This window comes from Paenibacillus sp. OK076, from assembly GCF_900110055.1.
Classification (GTDB): domain Bacteria; phylum Bacillota; class Bacilli; order Paenibacillales; family Paenibacillaceae; genus Paenibacillus.
Window position 1 is genome coordinate 1,097,846 of sequence record NZ_FOCH01000001.1, and the last position, 19,013, is coordinate 1,116,858.

Genomic DNA, 19,013 nt, shown 5'->3' on the forward strand with positions numbered 1-19,013 from the left:
TAGTTTATCCGGTAAACAAAGTTCGTCATCCACCTTATAATGAAAGTGCTTACATTAGTGGAGGGAGAAGGAGGGTGCGTTCATATTGGTTAATCACATGCTGAAGCGCTGGCTGCCGGCAGTATTAGCTTTAACCATGGTGACGGCTTGTTCCTGGGGAGGAAGTGAGATTAAACCGGAAGCCGGAGCACGGGGAGACGGCAAAGTAAGCACAGAGAAAGTAACATTCTCGTATTTTAAAGCGGGTTCAGGCAAGGATATCAATACAAATGAAACCACAATCGGTAAAAAGCTGGAGGAACAAACGGGGGTTAATTTCAAAATTGAATACCTTGTGGGTGATATTAATACCAAAATCGGAACGATGATTGCGAGTAATAAATACCCGGATGTGATGGTGCCTGACGGGGCTATTGACAAAATCGTGGCTGCCGGTGCATTTATTCCTCTCAACGATCTGATTGATCAGTATGGCCCGAACATTAAACGGGTGTATGAGCCGTACTACAATCTGATGAAAGAGGAAGACGGCAACATTTATTTTCTGCCAATGAGCGCTGTAGTTGGAGACTATCTGCCTAATCCCAATGTGGATCAAGGGGCCTTCTGGATACAGCGGCGTGTATTGAAGGAGGCTGGATATCCAAAGATCACCACACTGGATGAATACATGGCTCTGATTAAACAATACGCTGACAAACACAACGATGAAGGATTGACTGGATTTCTGTCATTGACGTATGATGATAAATTTTTTACGATCACTAACCCGGCCATGCATCTTGCAGGTTATCCGAATGATGGAGCCATTATGGTGGATACGCAGACACAGGAAGCCAGGGATTATGGGATGACCGAAGAGACCAAACGCTGGATGCAGAAGCTGAATGAAATGAATTCATTGGGGCTGTTCGATAAGTCCTCCTTTGTCGACAACTATGACCAGTATCTTGCGAAAGTGACCCGTGGAAAAGTGCTTGGATTCTTTGATTATGCCTGGCAGGTCGGGCAGGAAATGAACGATTTGAAGGAAGCGGGCAACGACGATTTGCGTTATATGGCACTGCCTATTGTATACAACGCAAACACCAAGGATCAGTATACTGATCCACCAAGCTTTGTTAATAACAGGGGGGTTGGCATTACCGTAAGCGCGGAAGACCCGGTCCGTATCATTCAATTCTTCGATAACCTGTTAACGGATGAGAATCAGATTCTGTCCAATTGGGGGATCGAAGGAGAAACCTACGAAGTGGATGACAAGGGGCGGTTTACGCGCTCACCAGAAATGATCCGGAAAACGGACTCAGATGAGTTCCGACAATCATTCGGATTCAAATATTTTGAGTACAGCTGGCCGCGTTACGGTAATGGATCGACTCTGCCTGACGGTAATTCTGTCGGTGTAGAGCGTCAGCCCGAAGTTGCCCAATTCTCTTATACGGATGGAGATAAGCTTATTCTGGAAAAGTATGGTGTAGAGACGTTCTCCCAACTGTTTGCTGCGCCGGATGAACGTCCATGGTACCCGGCTTGGAGCATTGCTTTTGATCAAGGTTCCCCAGCCTATATCTATGGGCAGAAACGTACGGATTTACAAAAGAAATATATGCCTAAACTGGTCCTCTCCAGTCCAACTGAGTTTAACAAGGTCTGGGATGAATATGTGGAAGAATTCAATAAGCTCGATGTGAAGGGCTATGAGCAGACGATGACCAACGAAGTTCGCAAGAAGGCGAAACTGGTTCAAGGCGAATAAGGTATTCGAGGAAAGGATGAAGGGGGAGATAAACACCTCCAAGGTGCATAGTGAATGGGAATTTGGGGATTTTAAACATTCATTTTATCTGGAAAAAAGTGTTGATTTTCAAGCCTGGGACGTTTAGACTATATACATCATATTAACGGGTTAAAGATGTATGACTTTGGCTTTATAACAAGTCGGTGGTCTCCAGACAAATGATGTGGAGGGAGTGCCTGTCATCCAGACAGCGCACTCGCTTTTTTTTACATTTTGCATACATACAAGGCATTTCCCGGTTGAAAGGACAAAGTGAGTGGATCACCTACATGGAACGTACAACTTAGAACTGGTTATTTTATCTTACATTATTGCAGCGTTGGCTTCTTATGCAGCGCTTGACCTTGCGGGCCGGGTAAGTCTGGCTAAAGGCATGTCCCGAAATGTCTGGCTTACCTGCGGCGCAGCCTCTATGGGTTTGGGAATTTGGTCCATGCATTTTGTGGGCATGCTGGCCTTTGTTCTTCCCATGCATGTGTCGTACTCCACAGATGAGGTCTTTCTATCCGTTCTACTTGCAATCATTGCATCTGGTGTGGCGTTAAATCTTGCAGGTCAGCAGTCAGGTAAAATAAGCAGGCTCCTGATCGCAGGAGTTCTCATGACCGCAGGCATTAGCAGTATGCATTACATCGGAATGGCGGCCATGTCGGTTACCATCACATATGAACCAGGCATAGTGGTCTTATCCATCCTGATCGCAGCTTTAGCTTCATTTGCTGCCTTGTGGCTCATGTTTTTCTTCCGGCAGCATCAGTCAAGTTATACATGGGTGTACAAGCTGGGCAGCGGACTCATTATGGGGCTGGGCATCTCGGGCATGCATTATACAGGGATGTCAGCAGCACAATTTCATCATGCACATGATGTAATGGCTGGTTCGGGGATGCAGATTGAACCTTCACTTCTCGCATATCTGATCGCTGCGGGTACTTTTATTGCCTTGGGGTTAACCTTGTTCGGAATCTTTATTAATCAGCGCCTATCTCAGAAGGATCGCCGGATTCATGAAAATGAACAGTGGTATCAGGCCCTGTACGAAAACCATTCAGATGCCATTATTTCGGTAGATAAGCAAGGGGCTATCAAGGGAATTAATGCTGCAGTCACACGTATTACAGGGTACCCGGAAAGAGAGATCATTCATCGTTCTATTGATGAGATTTCACAGCATATTGATATTTATTGGACAAGTGAAATGCAGCATGTGGTGTGGGATGATCATAGCCGTGAGCAGCAGCATTTCATGGGCAAAATGAAAAACGTTCAAGGTAATCATCTTGACCTAAGTATCTCTGTAGTACCTGTTCTAATTGATGGTAAACATCAAGGAAGCCACATTCTGATCAAAGACGTCACCGAGGAGAAACAGGCTCAGGAGAGCATCCGCCATCAGGCTCTGCATGATCCGCTGACCGGGCTTCCCAATCGACGCAAGCTGGATGATGTGCTGGAGAGTACGATCGCGGCTTCTGGGGTAACAGGAAGTTCATTTGCGGTTATGGTGATGGATATCGACCGTTTCAAAATGATTAATGACTCCCTGGGACATTCCATTGGAGATGTGTTTCTTCGAGAAGTGAGCAGTAGAATTATGAGTGCAATCCAGGATTCAGACCCAAATGCGACGGATAATGTCATGCTTGCTCGTATGGGGGGCGATGAATTCACACTGGTTGTTACGAATGAGCAGGGGAATGAAGAACGGGTGGCCGAACTGGCAGAACGGATTGTTCGAGCGATTCAGCTACCTTATCGGTTAAAAGAAAACGACTTTTACGTCACAGCCAGTATTGGGATCGCGATGTATCCGTACCATGGAACTGGAGCGGATGCGTTGTTGAAGCATGCGGATTCGGCCATGTATGAAGTCAAGAAAAACGGCAAGAACGGTTTTCAGTTTTTTACGGCCCAACTGGATTCGGAGCTGTATGAACGAATAGAACTGGAAGGGTATTTGCGCAAAGCACTGGAACGGGATGAACTGGTCCTGTATTATCAACCTCAGATACGTACCGAAGACAGCCGTATGATTGGCGTAGAGGCCTTGATTCGCTGGAATCATCCGGACAAGGGTGTTCTGTCTCCAAATGTGTTCATTCCACTAGCTGAGGAGACAGGCTTGATCTATGAGATCGGGAACTGGACACTGCGTGAAGCGTGCAGACAGATGAAGCTTTGGCATGCCAGTGGCGGACCGCTCATTCCGGTATCCGTGAACTTGTCGAGTCAGCAGTTTCATCAATCCAACCTGGTGGAGCAGGTCAAAAACGCACTTACGGAGACGGGGCTCGATGCCCGCTATCTTGAATTGGAGATTACAGAGAGCATGATGATGGATGCATCCGTATCCACAGGTATTCTGAATGAACTTACAGCGCTTGGGGTCAAAATCAGCCTGGATGATTTCGGAACAGGATATAGCTCGCTGAGTTATTTGAAGCATTTTCCAATTCATAGGCTGAAGATTGATCGTTCGTTCGTGACGGATATTACGGAGAGCCGAAGTGACCAGGCCATTGTGGCCACGATCATATCGATGGCTCAGAATCTGAAGATGGAAGTGATCGCGGAAGGGATTGAGACGAAAGGGCAGCTGGATATTCTGATGCAAAATGATTGCCACGAAATTCAGGGATATTATTTCAGCCGTCCATTGCCAGCAAGCGAAGTGGAGCATGACTTTTTTGTGCCGCTGCGGCTGCATGGAGCTCCGTCGATTCTCTAAGTTCACTAAAATGCCAAGCGGCAAGTCCCCGCCATATGTCAGGGACTTGCCGCTTTTTTTGTATTCTTAGGTTAAAAACTTGCGGTGGTGCTTCTTGCCATCATAGGTGAACCAGATCGGTTTATCTTCCACCCGTGTTTCCACATGGACGGTACGCCCCCAAAGGCGGTACAGATAAGGAAGGGTCCGTTCCATATATTTCAGATCCAGCTCGATACCCTCATATTGATGCTTGAGCACGAGTTCTCCTGTGCGCAGGTAATCGGCGTCCTGAACGACGAGGTACGGAGAACCACCGTTGATGCGTGAAAATACAAGCTGATCCCGTATGTTTTGCCAGGACTTGTCGGTAATTTTCCAGTCCGGGCCCTTTTTCTCGAATACATAGAGGTCGAGGTCTTCGGTTAATTGTTTGGTCATGTAATTGCGGATAAAGGAGGTATCAGAATCGAATTCGCGCACCTCAAACATTTTGGCACGACCCTGCCCAGGTTGACGCCCAAAACGTTCTCTTTCTTCCCGGGAAGGGTTATCCCAGCGACGTTCAATATCTTCGAATATTTTCAGCCCTAAATAGTAGGGATTCAAACTTTGCTTGGATGGCTGCACGACGGAAGAGTTCAGTTTAGCAAATTCAATCGTATCCTCACTGTTCAGATCCAGCTCCCGTATAATACGTTGATGCCAGTAGGAAGCCCAGCCTTCATTCATAATCTTCGTTTCCATCTGCGGCCAGAAATAGAGCATTTCCTCACGCATCATACTCATAATATCCCGCTGCCAATCGGTCAACACTTCAGAGAATTCCTGGATAAACCACATAATATCCTTTTCCGGTTCTGGCGGGAAGTGATGCACCTGTATTCCCTCCGCAGGTGTTTCCTCGGTCTGGATATCATCAAGGGACCACAAGTCATCATAGCGACCTTCCGGCCGTGGCGTTTTCTCTCCACGCTGCTCCCGCATTTTCATCTCCATATAACGTTGTTTGTCCAAATGACGGGGTTTGATCAACTGTGGATCGACATGTTCCTGAATCGCAATAACGGCATCAATGAATGCTTCAACGGCCTCTGTACCATATTCCATCTCATAGTTGCTGATCCGGTCAGCAGTCGCTGCCATGCTCTCCACCATATTGCGATTCGACTTGGAGAAGCGAGCATTGTTTTTGAAAAAATCGCAGTGGGCCAGCACGTGTGCGACAATGAGCTTGTTCTGGATCAGTGAGTTGCCATCCAGCAGAAAGGCGTAACAAGGGTTGGAATTGATGACGAGCTCATAAATTTTACTGAGTCCAAAATCATATTGCATCTTCATTTTATGAAAAGTCTTCCCGAAGCTCCAGTGGCTGAACCGGGTCGGCATACCATACGCGCCAAAGGTATAGATGATATCGGCAGGGCATATTTCATAACGCATCGGATAATAATCCAGGCCGAATCCATCGGCCACTTCCATAATCTCGGCAATGGCGTATTCAAGGTCGCGGATTTCATCTGTCATCTCACGATGCCTCCTTCCCGCTTCTGGAAAAAGCTGCGCAAAGCTTTGTACACTTCGCCTTTTTCTTTGATCACATAATACATGAACTGATCGATCTTGATATGACGATAGGCGGACATGAGTGTGCTGCTGCGGTTGTACTGATTCACCTCGCCATAGCCAAACATGTTGCTGCGCTTCATCAGCTCACCAATCAGCTTGACACACCGCTCGTTATCCGAGGTCAGGTTATCCCCGTCCGAGAAGTGGAAAGGGTAGATGTTGAAGCTGGAAGGCGGATAACGGCTATCGATAATTTCCAGTGCCTTCATATATACAGAGGAGCAGATGGTGCCTCCGCTTTCGCCGCGGGTGAAGAATTCCTCCTCGGTTACTTCCTTGGCTTCGGTATGATGGGCGAGGAAAACAATCTCGACCTTCTCATACTGACGGCGGAGGAAACGGGTCATCCAGAAGAAAAAGCTGCGTGCGCAATATTTCTCAAAGGAGCCCATAGACCCGGAAGTGTCCATCATGGCGATAATGACTGCATTGGACTGTGGAATGATTTTATCTTCCCACGTCTTGTAACGCAGATCATCGGGACTGATATGGTGAATACCCGGATTGCCGGTAGTGGCGTTGCGGCGCAAGTTCTCCAATATGGTGCGTTTCTTGTCAATATTGGATTGCATGCCTTTTTTGCGAATATCGTTGAATACCACTGTATGTGTCTCAATCTGATCCTTGTCTTTTTGCTTGAGATCCGGAAGCTCCAGTTCCGCAAAAAGCATATCTTCCAATTCCTCGATGCTCACCTCGGCTTCAACAATGTCATGCCCGGGTTGATCTCCGGCCTTTTCACCTTTGCCCGGCTTCTTCGAAGCGGGATCACGACCGATGACATCCCCGACCTGACTATCACCGTCTCCCTGCCCCACATGTTTTTGCTTTTGGTAGTTATACACAAAACGGTACTCATCCAGACTGCGGATTGGTACCTTAATGATTTGTTGTCCGTCGGACATAATGATGTTTTCTTCAGTAATCAAATCAGGCAGATTCTGCTTGATGACATCTTTAACCTTTTGCTGATGGCGTTGCTGGTCCTGGTACCCTTTGCGGTGAAGCGACCAATCTTCCCGGGATACGACGAACGAGTAAGGCTGGTGTGAATTTGACATGTAGGCACCCCCCATTGATTACGCGGCACAGTTTGGCCTGTCGGTAATTAAGTATATTCACGGGCGGGGACGATATGTGATGCATGAGTAGATAAAATGATACAATTACGCGAGTTTCCCTTCCGGGATCAACTAAAATTGTACAGATCGTCCGGAACTTTTTTACAGAAACGATGAACAAGCGTGACGAACTTCCTTTACAATAGGGACAAGGTGTTTACTTGGCATCTCTCAGAGAGGGATGTGTGCAAAGGAAGGATACCATTTGGATAAACGGGCAGTTAAGGCATGGATTATGTATGATTGGGCCAACTCGGCTTATGCGACGACGGTACTTGCAGCCGTTCTTCCCGTCTTCTACGCTTCCGTTGCTGCAGCTACACTGGATACAGATACCGCCGCATCCTATCTGGCATACACCCATTCCATCGGGATGTTATGTGTAGCGCTGCTGACTCCTTTGCTGGGGACATTAGCGGATTTATCGGGACGTAAAGGTGATTTTCTGCGAGTATTCTCCATCATTGGCATCGTTGCAACACTCGGATTCAGCTTCATTGGAGAGGGAGACTGGCTGCTCGCTTCTGCACTGCTGGTTATTTCGACGATCGGTTTTGCGGGTGGTAACACGTTCTATGATGCAATGCTGCCTGATCTGGTATCAGCTGATCGAAGAGATATGGTCTCCTCCAAAGGCTATGCCTATGGTTATATTGGTGGGGGATTGCTGCTTGCGGTCAATATGCTGATGATTCAGCAGCCTGGGTGGTTTGGGATGGGAAGTACACTTGCGGGAACAAGACTTGCTTTCATCTCCGTTGCATTGTGGTGGCTGTTGTTCTCCATTCCGTTATTTCGCCATGCGCCGCGCCGTCCAGCAGCACCGGATATGCCCAAGTCATGGAAAGCATATGCCGGTGTGGGTGTACGCAGACTTGGCCAAACCTTTCGCCAGATCCGGCGTTTTCCCCAGTTGATGCGCATGCTGGTTGCTTTCTGGTTTTTCAATGACGGCATTAACACGATTATCCTGATGGCGACGATCTATGGAACAAGCATTGGGATCGGAACAGCAGATCTAATGCTGGCCTTGTTGTTAACCCAATTTATCGGGTTCCCTTGCACATTGCTGCTGGGGGCATGGGCACAGCGTTGGGGCGCGAAGCAGGTGTTGATGGTAAGCTTGTCCATTTACATATGCATCGTCATCTTGGGGTATTTTATGACATCAGCCATCCATTTTTATCTGCTCGCTGGCCTGGTTGGCGTAGTGCAGGGAGTAAGTCAATCGACAGCGCGCTCCTTGTTCAGTAACTTGATGCCTGCTGGCAGAACTGGAGAATATTTTGGATTTGTGAATATTACAGGCAAATTTTCTTCCATTTTTGGGCCGTTCGTATTTGGTTGGGTGGGCCAATTAACAGGGTCCACCCGGTGGGGAATTCTGTCTCTAATTTTCTTTTTTGCAGCCGGGATTGCCGTGTTATTGACGGTTAAAGTGCAGCAGGGCATGTCGGATGCGATTCAGGTAGATCAGGAAGAAGAGCAGCAGGGCTGGAAGCATCATCCCATTTCGGGGAAAGGCTCAGAGGCAAGATCAACTGGATGAGTGGTTATTAACTTTTATAACTAATGTTCATTATTAATAATAGTAGCTCCGTGGGCCTGTTTATTCATAAACTGCTCTGGAGCTTTTTCCTGTTTATGCAACAGTTACAAATGTTGACGATCATAGAATATGTATAGGTGCTTAAACGACAGAGAACAGAATAGAGTGGATAGAAAGATATTATGAAAAGGTGAAAATAAAAGATTGACATGATACATTTTGTATCATAGAGTAAAAGCATGAATACATAACGTATCTAAAGATTGTCGAAAGTACATCATCCATTTTACCTATTCTCGTATGGGGATATTAGCGAGTATTGATATAAAGACCTATACCAACTGTCATGCTTATTTTAATTTTACAGAGGAGAGGCTGCCATTGGTAGATGTTCATGGTAACGGACTTGTCTTACTCCTATGTGTACCTCGCAGTGGAAGTTCGCTATCCACCGTGATGCTGCAAAATCACAGCCGTGTATTTGCTACACAGGAGATGTGGTTTCTGATGAATCTTGTAGATTTAAAGATGGCTGATTCCCGCCCCTATGGCGGAAGTGCAATCATCCGTCAGTTTTACAGCGCTATGGTATCAGACGAAGGTTTTGAGAAGGCGTGCAGAAGCTTTGCTCTTGAAATATATAACGGATTTCTGGAGGGAAGCGGGGCAGACTTCATCGTAGATAAATCTCCTCGTTACTATTATATGCTGGAATGGCTTGATCGCCTGTTTCCACAGTCCAAGCGCATTCATCTCCAGCGTAACCCCCTTGCCATAGCTGCTTCCTACAAAAAGGTAAACCGCCATACAGGAGAAGGGTTCGAACTGATTGGCAGCTTGCAGAGTCCGAACCTTAATATGAAAGCAGTTGATCTCACGCTGGGTGTGCTCCGTTTGAATGATTATTTTGCGGACAAACACGTGAATGCCTATGAAGTTCAGTACGAACAACTTGTCTCCAACCCTCGGGACGAAATGGAAAAGCTCTGCGCTTTTCTTGGCATCGGATATGAAGAGGGGATAGAGCAATATGGACGCTTTGTGGATAGCACAAAGTCGAATATGTTCTATAGTATGGGTGTCGGCGATCCATTTCTATCTTCGCATCAGGAAGCTCATAAGGATTCTGTTAACAACTGGAAAAAAGTACTCGATCCACAGGAAGTTGAATTGTATTGCCGGGTGATGGGCGCAGATCTGTTTCATCGGATGGGCTACAGTGAACAGCTCGAAGAAGCTGAGCAATGGACGGGTGTACGTTACGAAGCTGACCCGGATGAGGAAGTCATATCTAGGCTCACGCGTCAATTCTCCGAAGCAACGGGCAGCAGCTGGCAGCAAGGTTATCGGATGCAGCCTGTAGACCTAGCGAGCAATACTCCAGATGGAAACAGGGATAATCAAGCAGCGAATGAACAGGCTGCGACTGACCCGACACTGGCCGCTCTGGCCACGATCAGGCAGTTGGAAGCCGCGCTGCGTGCAGCCGATAATCGACTGGAGCGTGGGTACAATGAGCGGGAACGATTGAAGGTACAGCTTGCCTCTGCTCACAGCAAGATTCAGCGTATCAAATCCTTGATTCCGTTTGGTAACCAGATAAGCGCCTGGGCATCACAGCGCAAGATACTCCGGGGAGGAAAGTCATGAGCGCTATAGCAGGAATTGTTCATACCGATGGTCAGCAAGCGTTATGGGAGGATAGTTGGCGCCTATATGCCAGTCTGGGCCACGTTCCAGCGGATACAACAGGGGTCTGGAAAGGCAATGAAGCCTTTCTGAGTTGCCACGCCCAATGGATTACCCCGGAATCGGTCAGCGAGCACTTGCCTTTGTATGATGAAGTGAGCGGTCTGACCATCACAGCGGATGCCATTTTGGATAATCGGGAACAGCTGGCAGATCAACTGTCCATATCGAGAGCGGAGTTAGCTGGATTGTCAGATAGTGAACTGATCCTGCGAGCCTATCAGCGGTGGGATGAACATATGGCCGAGAAGCTGCTCGGTGATTTTGCCTTCGCAATCTGGGATGATCGCAAACGCAGACTCTTCGCTGCCAGAGATATTACGGGCATGAGATCCTTTTATTTTCGGCATGATGGTAAGCGGTTTGCCTTCTGTACCTTAATGAATCCATTGCTGCAGTTGGAAGGTGTACATAAAGAACTGGATGAAATCTGGTTGTCCGAATTTCTTGCCATTCCCGATATGCATGACTCGGCAGATATCCATTCGACCGTCTATCGCGGAGTGAGCCAACTGCCCCCTGCTCATACGCTCAGCTTCAGGGATGGAAGGCTGGAACGAAAACAATACCATCGTTGGGACGAAGTGGAGCCTCTAAAACTCAAGTCCGACGGGGAATATATAGAAGCATTCCGTGAGGTATTTGGTCAAGCTGTTGGATCACGTTTGCGAACGCATCGACAGGTGGCTGCTGCTTTAAGCGGAGGGCTGGATTCTGGGGCTGTGGTTGGATATGCATCAGGAACACTGCGGAGTCAAGGGAAAACGTTAAATGCGTACAGCTATGTTCCGGTGTCTGATTTTACGGATTATACATCGAAAACACTGCTAGCAGATGAACGACCGTTTATCCAGTCTACGGTTAATCATGTTGGTAATATCACGGAGAATTATCTTGATTTTGAGGGGAGAAGCCCACTTAGTGAGGTAGACACCTGGCTTGATATTATGGAAATGCCTTATAAATACTTCGAGAACTCCTTCTGGATTCGTGGCTTCTATGAAAAAGCGAGCCAGCAGGATGCAGGTATTCTATTGACGGGAGCGCGGGGCAACTTCACGGTCTCCTGGGGCCCAGCACTAGATTATTACGCCAGTTTGCTGAAAAGCGGACGTTGGTTCCGTTGGCTCCGGGAAATGCAGCAGTACAGTGAACGCACCGGGATGAAGTTCTCACGAATTGCCAAAATTACGGGGCGTAAAGCGTATCCGGAATTATTCAAATCCATGGCAAAGGGAGCTGCCCAAGCCGCATCGGTGCAATTAATCCATCCGGAGTTTGCTAGGCGAACAGGGGTATTGGAACGGCTCAAATCAATTATCGTTCTGCAAGGCGGTGCTCAGGCAGATGCACTCAAAGTACGGGCAGAGAAATTCAACAACCTGGCCATTGCGAACAAAAATGGTGCTGTCGCCACCAAATGCTCTCTTCGTTATCGGGCGTGGGAGCGTGATCCTACGAGTGACGCCAGAGTGATCCGTTTCTGTCTGTCCGTACCGATTGAACAATATGTTAATCAAGGGACAGACCGTGCTTTGATTCGGCGGGCTACATCACCTGAGCTGCCTGACAAAGTGAGGTTAAACCAGCGAGTGCGCGGTGTTCAGCCCGCGGATTGGTTGCACCGCATGATTCCCAATTGGGGCGATTTTACTGCCGAATTGCGTGTGTTATGTTCTGACAGCCGGGTCGCTGGCATATTGAACACAGAGCGTATCCAATCGGCACTGTCCAAATTTCCTAATCCCCGGCCTGAGCTTGCTTCCCACCCGGACTTGCGTTTGATGATGCATAGCCTGATCGTATATCGATTCATACAAAATTTTTGATCTTGCCAGTGGATGATTGATATGAACTGGAGTAAAGGTTCACTATTCTGTTGACTCATGAAGGGAGGTGAATACAATGCAAATGCAAAAGAAAGAATGGCAAGCACCAGCACTGGAAGTGTTGGAAGTGAACCAAACCATGGCGGGAACAGGTTACAGACAAATTGACTGGGTAACTGTTCACGATGCTGACCTTTACGATCCGTCTACTTCCTAAGTTATTAAGCTTTAACCTGTGCCATTATACTTAAAGGGCGGAAAGGCAACAAATCCATCTTTTCGCCTCCGCCCTTATATTTGAGCATGATGAATATAAGGGCTTTTTTATTTACATGAAGAATTGCAAAGGAGGAGTCATTCATTGTTGCCTGTGCAGTATGAAGCTTATGGCTTGCGTTGGCTGAGCCAATTTCCATTGCCCGAACTCCAAATCGTACAAGGCGGTGCAGATTTAGATACCTCTACTGTTGATGTATACATCCAGGTAGCTGATTTAAAAACACGTTGGAACGAGTGGGACGTGGGGAGAGACAACTTTGTTGCCCGGGATGGAAGTCTTTTTTTTCGAATTGAGGATATCGGTCTTTTTTTTATGGAACAGGGAAATAGAATCATAGTATCTCCTGAACCGGGAGCTGACAATAAAAAGGTACGATTATTTATTCTGGGCACATGTATGGCCGTCATTATGATGCAACGCAGCATTTTGCCTCTACATGGAAGTGCAGTGGTCATTGATGGCTGGGCGTATGCATTTGTTGGGCATTCCGGTGCAGGCAAATCCACATTGTCCGCAGCACTTGCTTCGCGTGGTTATCCGCTCTTGACGGATGATGTTGTGGCACTGACGTGGGATGCAGGTGGTAGAGCGATTGTATCGCCCGGGTATCCGCAGCAAAAGTTGTGGCAGCCCAGCCTGGACGGATTCGGGATGAAGGAACAGGATTATGCAACCGTGCATGCGGAGATTACGAAATATGCGATTCCTGTCCAGCACTATTTTCATGATAGATCTGTTCCGCTTGCTGCTGTATTTGAGCTTGATCCAAAGCCGGAGGAAGTACAAATACCCGTTCAACTGATGGAAGTTGCCGGATTGGAACGCTTGCATATGCTTTGTTCTCATACCTTCCGGAGTGGGCTTGTCTCCAGACAAGGTCTGGCGCAGTGGCTATTTGCGACGGTTTCACGTTTGTCCGCAAGTATCGAAGTCTTCAGAATCACAAGATCAGGACCTGATTTTACTGCATTTGAGATGGCAGACCGGATTATCGATCATGTACGTAAAGGAGTGTATACAGGACAATGACTACAACTAAACCAATGAATGGCGAAGATCGTGTAATGCGAAAGGAAGGCAACCTAGTCAGTGACATGGGCGGAGAGAAAGTCATGATGAGCATTCATACCGGAAAGTACTATAACCTGGGCAGCACTGGTGGACGCATCTGGGATCTGCTGAGTGAGGAACAAACTTTGGCTGCGTTGGTAGAGGTGTTAGCCTCTGAATATGATATTGAACCAGCATTATGCCAAGATCAGGTTGTGCAATTTCTTGATCATCTGACACAAGAAGGTTTAATTGAAGTTACCCGCGGAGAATAGAGCCATGTTACGTAAAATAAAAGCTTATTTCTCGTTGCCACGTGAAATTCGTGGATTGGTGTGGGAGGCTTACATCCATCTTGGATGGGCACGAATCCTGAAGGCGATGCCCTTTGCCAAGATTGCTCCAGGTTTGGGTACACCAATGTACGAAACGCCGATGAGTGGACTTCAAAGAAGTGAAGTGAAGACGATACGAAATATCTCCAAAGCCATACTGGTAGCCAGCAAATACACATTATGGGAAAGCCGTTGTCTGGTGATGGCTATTGCAGCGATGAAAATGCTGGAACGCCGTAAAGTCGAGAGTACTCTATATATGGGTACTGCACGGAATGAACAAGGCCAAATGATGGCTCATGCATGGCTGAGAAGTGGGAAATTAATTGTGACCGGAGCAGATACAATGGACCAATATACGGTTGTCGGCGTGTTTGGCAAGCGGTGTCCTGAGAAGGGAGCTGGGGAGATTGTCTACGATACATGAGTGGGAACAATATACAGCCGATTTTCCGCAGGAGCTTAAGCTGATTTTGAGCATGATTAAAGGCGATCTAACAGCAATAACCTCTGAGGACGCCCAAATACGAACGAAGGGTATGGACTGGCAGCTCTTTTTGCGGCTCGCCCATCATCATCGACTGTACTCTGTTCTCTATTTGAAAATAAAAGAATTGGACTTAGCGCTTATTCCCGCTTTTGTAGTGGAAAACCTGAAAAAGCAATATACAGCCAATACGTTCCGCATGTTACATCTGACAGCCGAGATGGAGCAGGTATGTGGCGCTTTTCGTGAACGAGGCATTCGCAATATTACGCTCAAAGGGCCTGCACTGGCTCATGATCTATACGGGGATATCTCGTTGCGGACATCGAAAGATCTGGATATTCTCATTCCTTTTAATGACGTGGAGTCCGCTGAAGAGATCCTTGAATCACTTGGTTATGAATCGAAGGAAGGTAAGAGAACACCAACCGTTGCCAGCTGGAAATGGCGGGAACATCATATATGTTACAAACACCCGGTGAAAAGAACCCAAGTGGAGATTCATTGGCGGCTTAACCCGGATTCCGGAAGAGAAACCGATTTTGAATTACTGTGGAAACGCAGTCGATTCAGCACTTACACCCAGACGCCTGTCCGTATGCTGGAAAGGGAAGATCTGTGGGCATATTTGGTGACGCACGGCGCAAGACATGGATGGTTCAGACTGCGCTGGTTACTGGATATCGACCAGATGATTCGCTATATGCCACTGGACGTCAAAAAAGTGGAGCGACGCCTAAAAGCAGAAGGCAGATTATCTATCGGTGCACAAGCTCTTCATTTGGCTTCCGTATTAATGGACACTCCTCTGGATGCCAATTATCTTGCCTTATTGTCTTCCCACGAACGTGCGGGTGAGAAGTTAGCCAGACGTGGCGTAATGTTCATGAATGAGATGATTGAGAGTCCGGCAGATGTAAAGAGTTATCGTTCTTATCTGTTTGCTCTGCGAAGCACAAGGCAGAAGCTGTTTTTCTTCATCGAACGTTTGTATCCGAGCACCTGGGATGTCGACCAACTACCGCTTCCGCGTTCACTGCATTTTTTGTATTTTCCGTTACGTCCGTTTCTCTGGTTCTGGCGGCGAATCAAAAGGAACACGATGACGGAGAGGGGATAACGTATGATTTCGGAACTGCAATTTTTTATGCGCAAGCTGCATCGTGTAACGGGCCCAGTATTGTATTGGAACCTGCTGGGCATGATCTGCATCAGTCTGATGGAAGGAATTGGCATATATATGCTCGTTCCGATGTTAAGTCTTATTGGTATTTTTGAAATGGGTTCAACAGGTCTGCATTTACCCTGGATATCTGAATTTTTAAATCGTTTTCCGGAAAATGGCCGGCTGCTGCTGGTGCTGCTGACCTTTGTCCTTATTGTCTCTGGACAGGCGTGGCTACAACGTCTTCAGACGATTCGCAACACTCGCATTCAGCAGCAATTTGTTCGAACGCTGCGCATGGAAACCTATCGTGCCATCATTATGGCGCAGTGGTCTTTTTTTCTCCAAAAACGAAAATCCGATTTTAATCATATATTAACGACCGAACTTGCCCGTGTCAGTCAAGGAACGAATATTATGCTGCAAATGGCGGCTTCCTTGATCTTTACCGGCATTCAAATCGGCCTGGCCTTCTGGTTGTCTGCCAAGTTAACTACCCTAGTTCTGGTGTGCGGATTGGTATTGTTTATTGTTTTGAGAAAATTCGTGAAACGGGCAAAACAGATTGGTGATCAGACGTCGGAATATTCCCAGAGCTATTATAACGGTATTACAGAACACTTTAACGGAATCAAGGATATTAAGAGCAATATGCTCGAAAAATCACATATTCACTGGTTTGAACGTATGTGTGGGCGGATTGAACGTAACGTGATTCAATTCAGCCAGTTGAACAGCGGCACACAATTGATTCATCGAATATCGGCGGCGGTCATTATTGCTGCTTTTATCTATTTATCTCTACATGTGCTCGCTGTCCCTCCGGCAAGTTTATTGCTCATCATTCTGATCTTTTCACGGTTGTGGCCACGATTCACATCCATTCAATCCAATCTGGAGTATATGAGTTCGATGCTGCCCGCGTTTCAGATTGTGAGAGAGTTACAGACAGAGACTGAGAAAAGCCGTGAGATTAGCGAGCAAACGGTTAATGCTGGTGAACCATACGATCAGGAGCTAACGGTTCCCGGTCCACGATCAGTTAGAATGAAGGCCCAGGTCAAGCCGAATGAGCAGGAATATGGCGATGTGCCGCCTATTGAACCCTTGGTGCTTAAGGAGTCCATCGAGTGTCAGCAAGTCAATTATCGCTACGAAGGCAGTGATTCCTACTCATTATTCGAAGCGTATGCATCCATCCCTGCGAAAGGCATGACGGCTATTGTAGGCAAGTCGGGAGCTGGGAAGAGCACGATGATTGATCTAATTATGGGCCTCATTCGTCCGGAGAGCGGTCAGATTTTGGTGGATGGGGTGCCGTTAACCGAGAATCGATTGTTAGCCTGGAGGAGTTCAATTGGTTATGTCTCTCAGGACCCTTTTCTGTTCCATACGAGCATTCGTGAAAATTTGCGCCTGGTTGACCCAAATGCCAGCGAGGAGCAGATGTGGCGGGCATTACAGTTTTCTTCGTCTGCAACGTTCGTCCGCAAACTTCCGCAAGGACTGGATACCATTATTGGAGATCGGGGCATTCGTTTATCTGGCGGTGAACGTCAGCGTTTGGTGCTTGCCCGCGCCATGCTTCGGAACCCTTCTGTATTAATATTGGATGAGGCGACGAGTGCGTTGGATAGTGAGAACGAACAGCATATTCATGAGGCCCTTGAGCGCCTGAAAGGGCATGTTACCGTTATTGTTATCGCCCACCGTTTATCCACCATTCGAACAGCGGATCGAGTGATTGTATTGGATGAGGGCCGGGTTATCCAACAAGGGGGTTATCAGCAATTGTCTACTGATCCGGTGGGCACGTTCAGCAAACTGTTGAATATGCAGGCGGGTGTGGTGGGGCAATGAGTTTCTCGGTAAATCCGGAAATGAACAAAGCAAAAAGGCGCGCCATTTGAGGCAGCGCCTTTGATGTATATGTAATAGGGAAGTAATTCAATATGATTGCCATTTTCAATTAGTGAACGATGGCATTGCTAACAGGCTTCGGCAGCTGAAAAGCACCAACACGTTCCAGATGCTGCACAATTTCTTGCACGGCCTCTTCGATGGACAGCTCTTCGGTATCAATAATCAGTGTAGGATCTTCTGGAATATCATAAGGGGCCGAAATCCCTGTGAAATGTGGAATGGCACCGCTGCGCGCCTTTTTGTAAAGTCCCTTTGGATCACGTCGTTCACATTCTTCAATTGAACAACGAACATAAATTTCAATGAAATCATCAGCTTCAAAGAGCTGTTTAACCTTATTCCGATCTTGTGCATCTGGCGAGATAAAGGCGGAAAGAACAAATAACCCGGCATCTACCATCAGCTTGGATACTTCACCAATCCGGCGCAGATTTTCTTGCCGATCCTCGGCCGTGAATCCAAGATCCCGATTCAGTCCATGACGTACGTTATCCCCATCAAGTACGTAACAATGAACCCCTTTTTCGTACAGGTACTGCTCCAGGGCAAATGCAAGCGATGATTTTCCTGCACCGGATAAGCCGGTAAACCATAAGGCACGACTGCGATGACCGTTATGTTTCTCCCTGTCCTGCCTGTTTAAGCTGGATTGCTGCCAGGTAATGTTACGCTCTTCCTTCGACATGAATATCCGCCTCTTCCTACTTATGATATGTATAATATTTTAACATATTTACAAGATTGTAGCACCTTCTGAATTTGGCGGAATTTAGCGTGAAGCAACGACAATTCGGGTATAGATGTAGTACATACATAGCAGGAGGAACACCAACATGAACAATAACATACACAACATAAAGGTTTATTTCCAGTGCGCGGATTGCGATCAGGATATCCAGGTAATCTTTGCTCAAGAGCAGGTCAGTGCGGTTCGCTGTTCAGGATGTGGTAGAGCATACACCTTGATGAAGCCTACCATTGGTGACGAGATTTTGCTGGATTGGGAGCAGGAGGCTCTATATCATAAATTGCGGGCAGATCGCTCTGAACATGATAACCATAATATGTCTGCCCTGATTATTAAAGTTATTGAGCTGCTTACCTGGCGGGATAGTGGTGACGGTCAGACACGTGCTATAGAAATGGTTAGAGAGTGGCTGGCTTCCAGTGGGAAACCTCAGACTTTACTTGAATTGTTTCATCATCCCGAGCGAGATAATAAACGGTTTTGAATCAAGTAATGAGAAGTGGGGTCCCATTGGTGTATGTATGTGAAGTGATCTGTAATCGAAATTTACATACATTAGCTGTTCCTGTGGCATATTACCTGAAGGTGTTCGTGCTAGGAAACGACAAACCGAATTTTTCAGGAACAGGAGCGGATAGCA

The 19,013-nt window shown here is 47.0% G+C and carries 15 protein-coding genes; 12 read left to right on the forward strand and 3 right to left on the reverse strand.

Annotated elements, in window-relative coordinates; all coding sequences use genetic code 11:
* The first annotated feature begins 97 nt into the window (after nt 1-97).
* Nucleotides 98-1,759 (forward strand): ABC transporter substrate-binding protein, encoded by a 1,662-nt coding sequence (locus BMY78_RS05085; RefSeq protein ID WP_090902056.1) that lies wholly within the window; start codon nt 98-100, stop codon nt 1,757-1,759.
* A 298-nt stretch (nt 1,760-2,057) separates the two neighbouring features.
* Entirely contained in the window at nt 2,058-4,529 is a 2,472-nt protein-coding gene (locus BMY78_RS05090) for a bifunctional diguanylate cyclase/phosphodiesterase (RefSeq protein WP_090895277.1), read from the forward strand.
* A gap of 66 nt (nt 4,530-4,595) precedes the next feature.
* On the opposite strand, the gene BMY78_RS05095 is transcribed toward BMY78_RS05090, so the two are convergent.
* A complete protein-coding gene (locus tag BMY78_RS05095; protein WP_090895280.1) occupies nt 4,596-6,035 on the reverse strand; it encodes a SpoVR family protein in 1,440 nt (479 codons plus the stop codon).
* On the reverse strand, nt 6,032-7,198 hold the full coding sequence (yhbH, locus tag BMY78_RS05100) for a sporulation protein YhbH (protein ID WP_090895282.1): 1,167 nt from the start codon (nt 7,196-7,198) through the stop codon (nt 6,032-6,034). Before yhbH ends, BMY78_RS05095 begins: the two co-directional genes overlap by 4 nt.
* 265 nt (nt 7,199-7,463) lie before the next feature.
* Here yhbH and BMY78_RS05105 point away from each other — a divergent pair, with 265 nt between their 5' ends.
* The 9 genes from BMY78_RS05105 (at nt 7,464) to BMY78_RS05140 (ending at nt 17,562) form a co-directional block, all read left to right on the forward strand.
* Nucleotides 7,464-8,807 (forward strand): MFS transporter, encoded by a 1,344-nt coding sequence (locus BMY78_RS05105; protein WP_090895285.1) that lies wholly within the window; start codon nt 7,464-7,466, stop codon nt 8,805-8,807.
* Between the two features lie 381 nt (nt 8,808-9,188).
* A complete protein-coding gene (locus BMY78_RS05110; RefSeq protein ID WP_090895289.1) occupies nt 9,189-10,457 on the forward strand; it encodes a sulfotransferase family protein in 1,269 nt (422 codons plus the stop codon).
* Nucleotides 10,454-12,385: an asparagine synthase-related protein gene (locus tag BMY78_RS05115; RefSeq protein ID WP_090895292.1), complete on the forward strand. Its 1,932-nt coding sequence runs from the start codon at nt 10,454-10,456 to the stop codon at nt 12,383-12,385. Before BMY78_RS05110 ends, BMY78_RS05115 begins: the two co-directional genes overlap by 4 nt.
* Nucleotides 12,386-12,467: 82 nt before the next feature.
* Nucleotides 12,468-12,602, forward strand: a complete 135-nt coding sequence (locus tag BMY78_RS32485) for a paeninodin family lasso peptide (RefSeq protein WP_143067051.1) — start codon at nt 12,468-12,470, stop codon at nt 12,600-12,602.
* Nucleotides 12,603-12,746: 144 nt separating this feature from the next.
* Nucleotides 12,747-13,694, forward strand: coding sequence for a hypothetical protein (locus BMY78_RS05120; RefSeq protein ID WP_090895294.1), 948 nt, complete (start codon nt 12,747-12,749; stop codon nt 13,692-13,694).
* Entirely contained in the window at nt 13,691-13,990 is a 300-nt protein-coding gene (locus tag BMY78_RS05125) for a lasso peptide biosynthesis PqqD family chaperone (RefSeq protein WP_090895296.1), read from the forward strand. The genes BMY78_RS05120 and BMY78_RS05125 overlap by 4 nt, the downstream gene beginning before the upstream one ends.
* Before the next feature lie 4 nt (nt 13,991-13,994).
* Nucleotides 13,995-14,477: a lasso peptide biosynthesis B2 protein gene (locus BMY78_RS05130; protein ID WP_090895298.1), complete on the forward strand. Its 483-nt coding sequence runs from the start codon at nt 13,995-13,997 to the stop codon at nt 14,475-14,477.
* Nucleotides 14,461-15,657, forward strand: a complete 1,197-nt coding sequence (locus BMY78_RS05135; RefSeq protein WP_090895301.1) for a nucleotidyltransferase domain-containing protein — start codon at nt 14,461-14,463, stop codon at nt 15,655-15,657. Before BMY78_RS05130 ends, BMY78_RS05135 begins: the two co-directional genes overlap by 17 nt.
* A 3-nt stretch (nt 15,658-15,660) precedes the next feature.
* A complete protein-coding gene (locus BMY78_RS05140) occupies nt 15,661-17,562 on the forward strand; it encodes an ABC transporter ATP-binding protein (protein WP_090895304.1) in 1,902 nt (633 codons plus the stop codon).
* Between the two features lie 109 nt (nt 17,563-17,671).
* Here BMY78_RS05140 and cysC read toward each other — a convergent pair whose 3' ends face one another.
* Nucleotides 17,672-18,310, reverse strand: coding sequence for an adenylyl-sulfate kinase (cysC, locus tag BMY78_RS05145; RefSeq protein WP_090895306.1), 639 nt, complete (start codon nt 18,308-18,310; stop codon nt 17,672-17,674).
* Nucleotides 18,311-18,458: 148 nt separating this feature from the next.
* Between cysC and BMY78_RS05150 the strand changes: the two genes are divergently transcribed.
* The gene (locus BMY78_RS05150) at nt 18,459-18,857 is read left to right on the forward strand and encodes a hypothetical protein (protein ID WP_090895309.1); all 399 of its coding nucleotides are present in this window, start codon (nt 18,459-18,461) and stop codon (nt 18,855-18,857) included.
* The last annotated feature ends 156 nt before the right edge of the window (nt 18,858-19,013 follow it).

Coding starts and splice junctions, on each gene's coding strand:
- BMY78_RS05085 (WP_090902056.1), top strand. CDS start 98: ATGCTGAAGCGCTGGCTGCCGGCAGTATTAGCTTTAACCATGGTGACG.
- BMY78_RS05095 (WP_090895280.1), bottom strand. CDS start 6,035: ATGACAGATGAAATCCGCGACCTTGAATACGCCATTGCCGAGATTATG.
- yhbH (WP_090895282.1), bottom strand. CDS start 7,198: ATGTCAAATTCACACCAGCCTTACTCGTTCGTCGTATCCCGGGAAGAT.
- BMY78_RS05115 (WP_090895292.1), top strand. CDS start 10,454: ATGAGCGCTATAGCAGGAATTGTTCATACCGATGGTCAGCAAGCGTTA.
- BMY78_RS32485 (WP_143067051.1), top strand. CDS start 12,468: ATGCAAAAGAAAGAATGGCAAGCACCAGCACTGGAAGTGTTGGAAGTG.
- BMY78_RS05125 (WP_090895296.1), top strand. CDS start 13,691: ATGACTACAACTAAACCAATGAATGGCGAAGATCGTGTAATGCGAAAG.
- BMY78_RS05130 (WP_090895298.1), top strand. CDS start 13,995: ATGTTACGTAAAATAAAAGCTTATTTCTCGTTGCCACGTGAAATTCGT.
- BMY78_RS05140 (WP_090895304.1), top strand. CDS start 15,661: ATGATTTCGGAACTGCAATTTTTTATGCGCAAGCTGCATCGTGTAACG.
- cysC (WP_090895306.1), bottom strand. CDS start 18,310: ATGTCGAAGGAAGAGCGTAACATTACCTGGCAGCAATCCAGCTTAAAC.
- BMY78_RS05150 (WP_090895309.1), top strand. CDS start 18,459: ATGAACAATAACATACACAACATAAAGGTTTATTTCCAGTGCGCGGAT.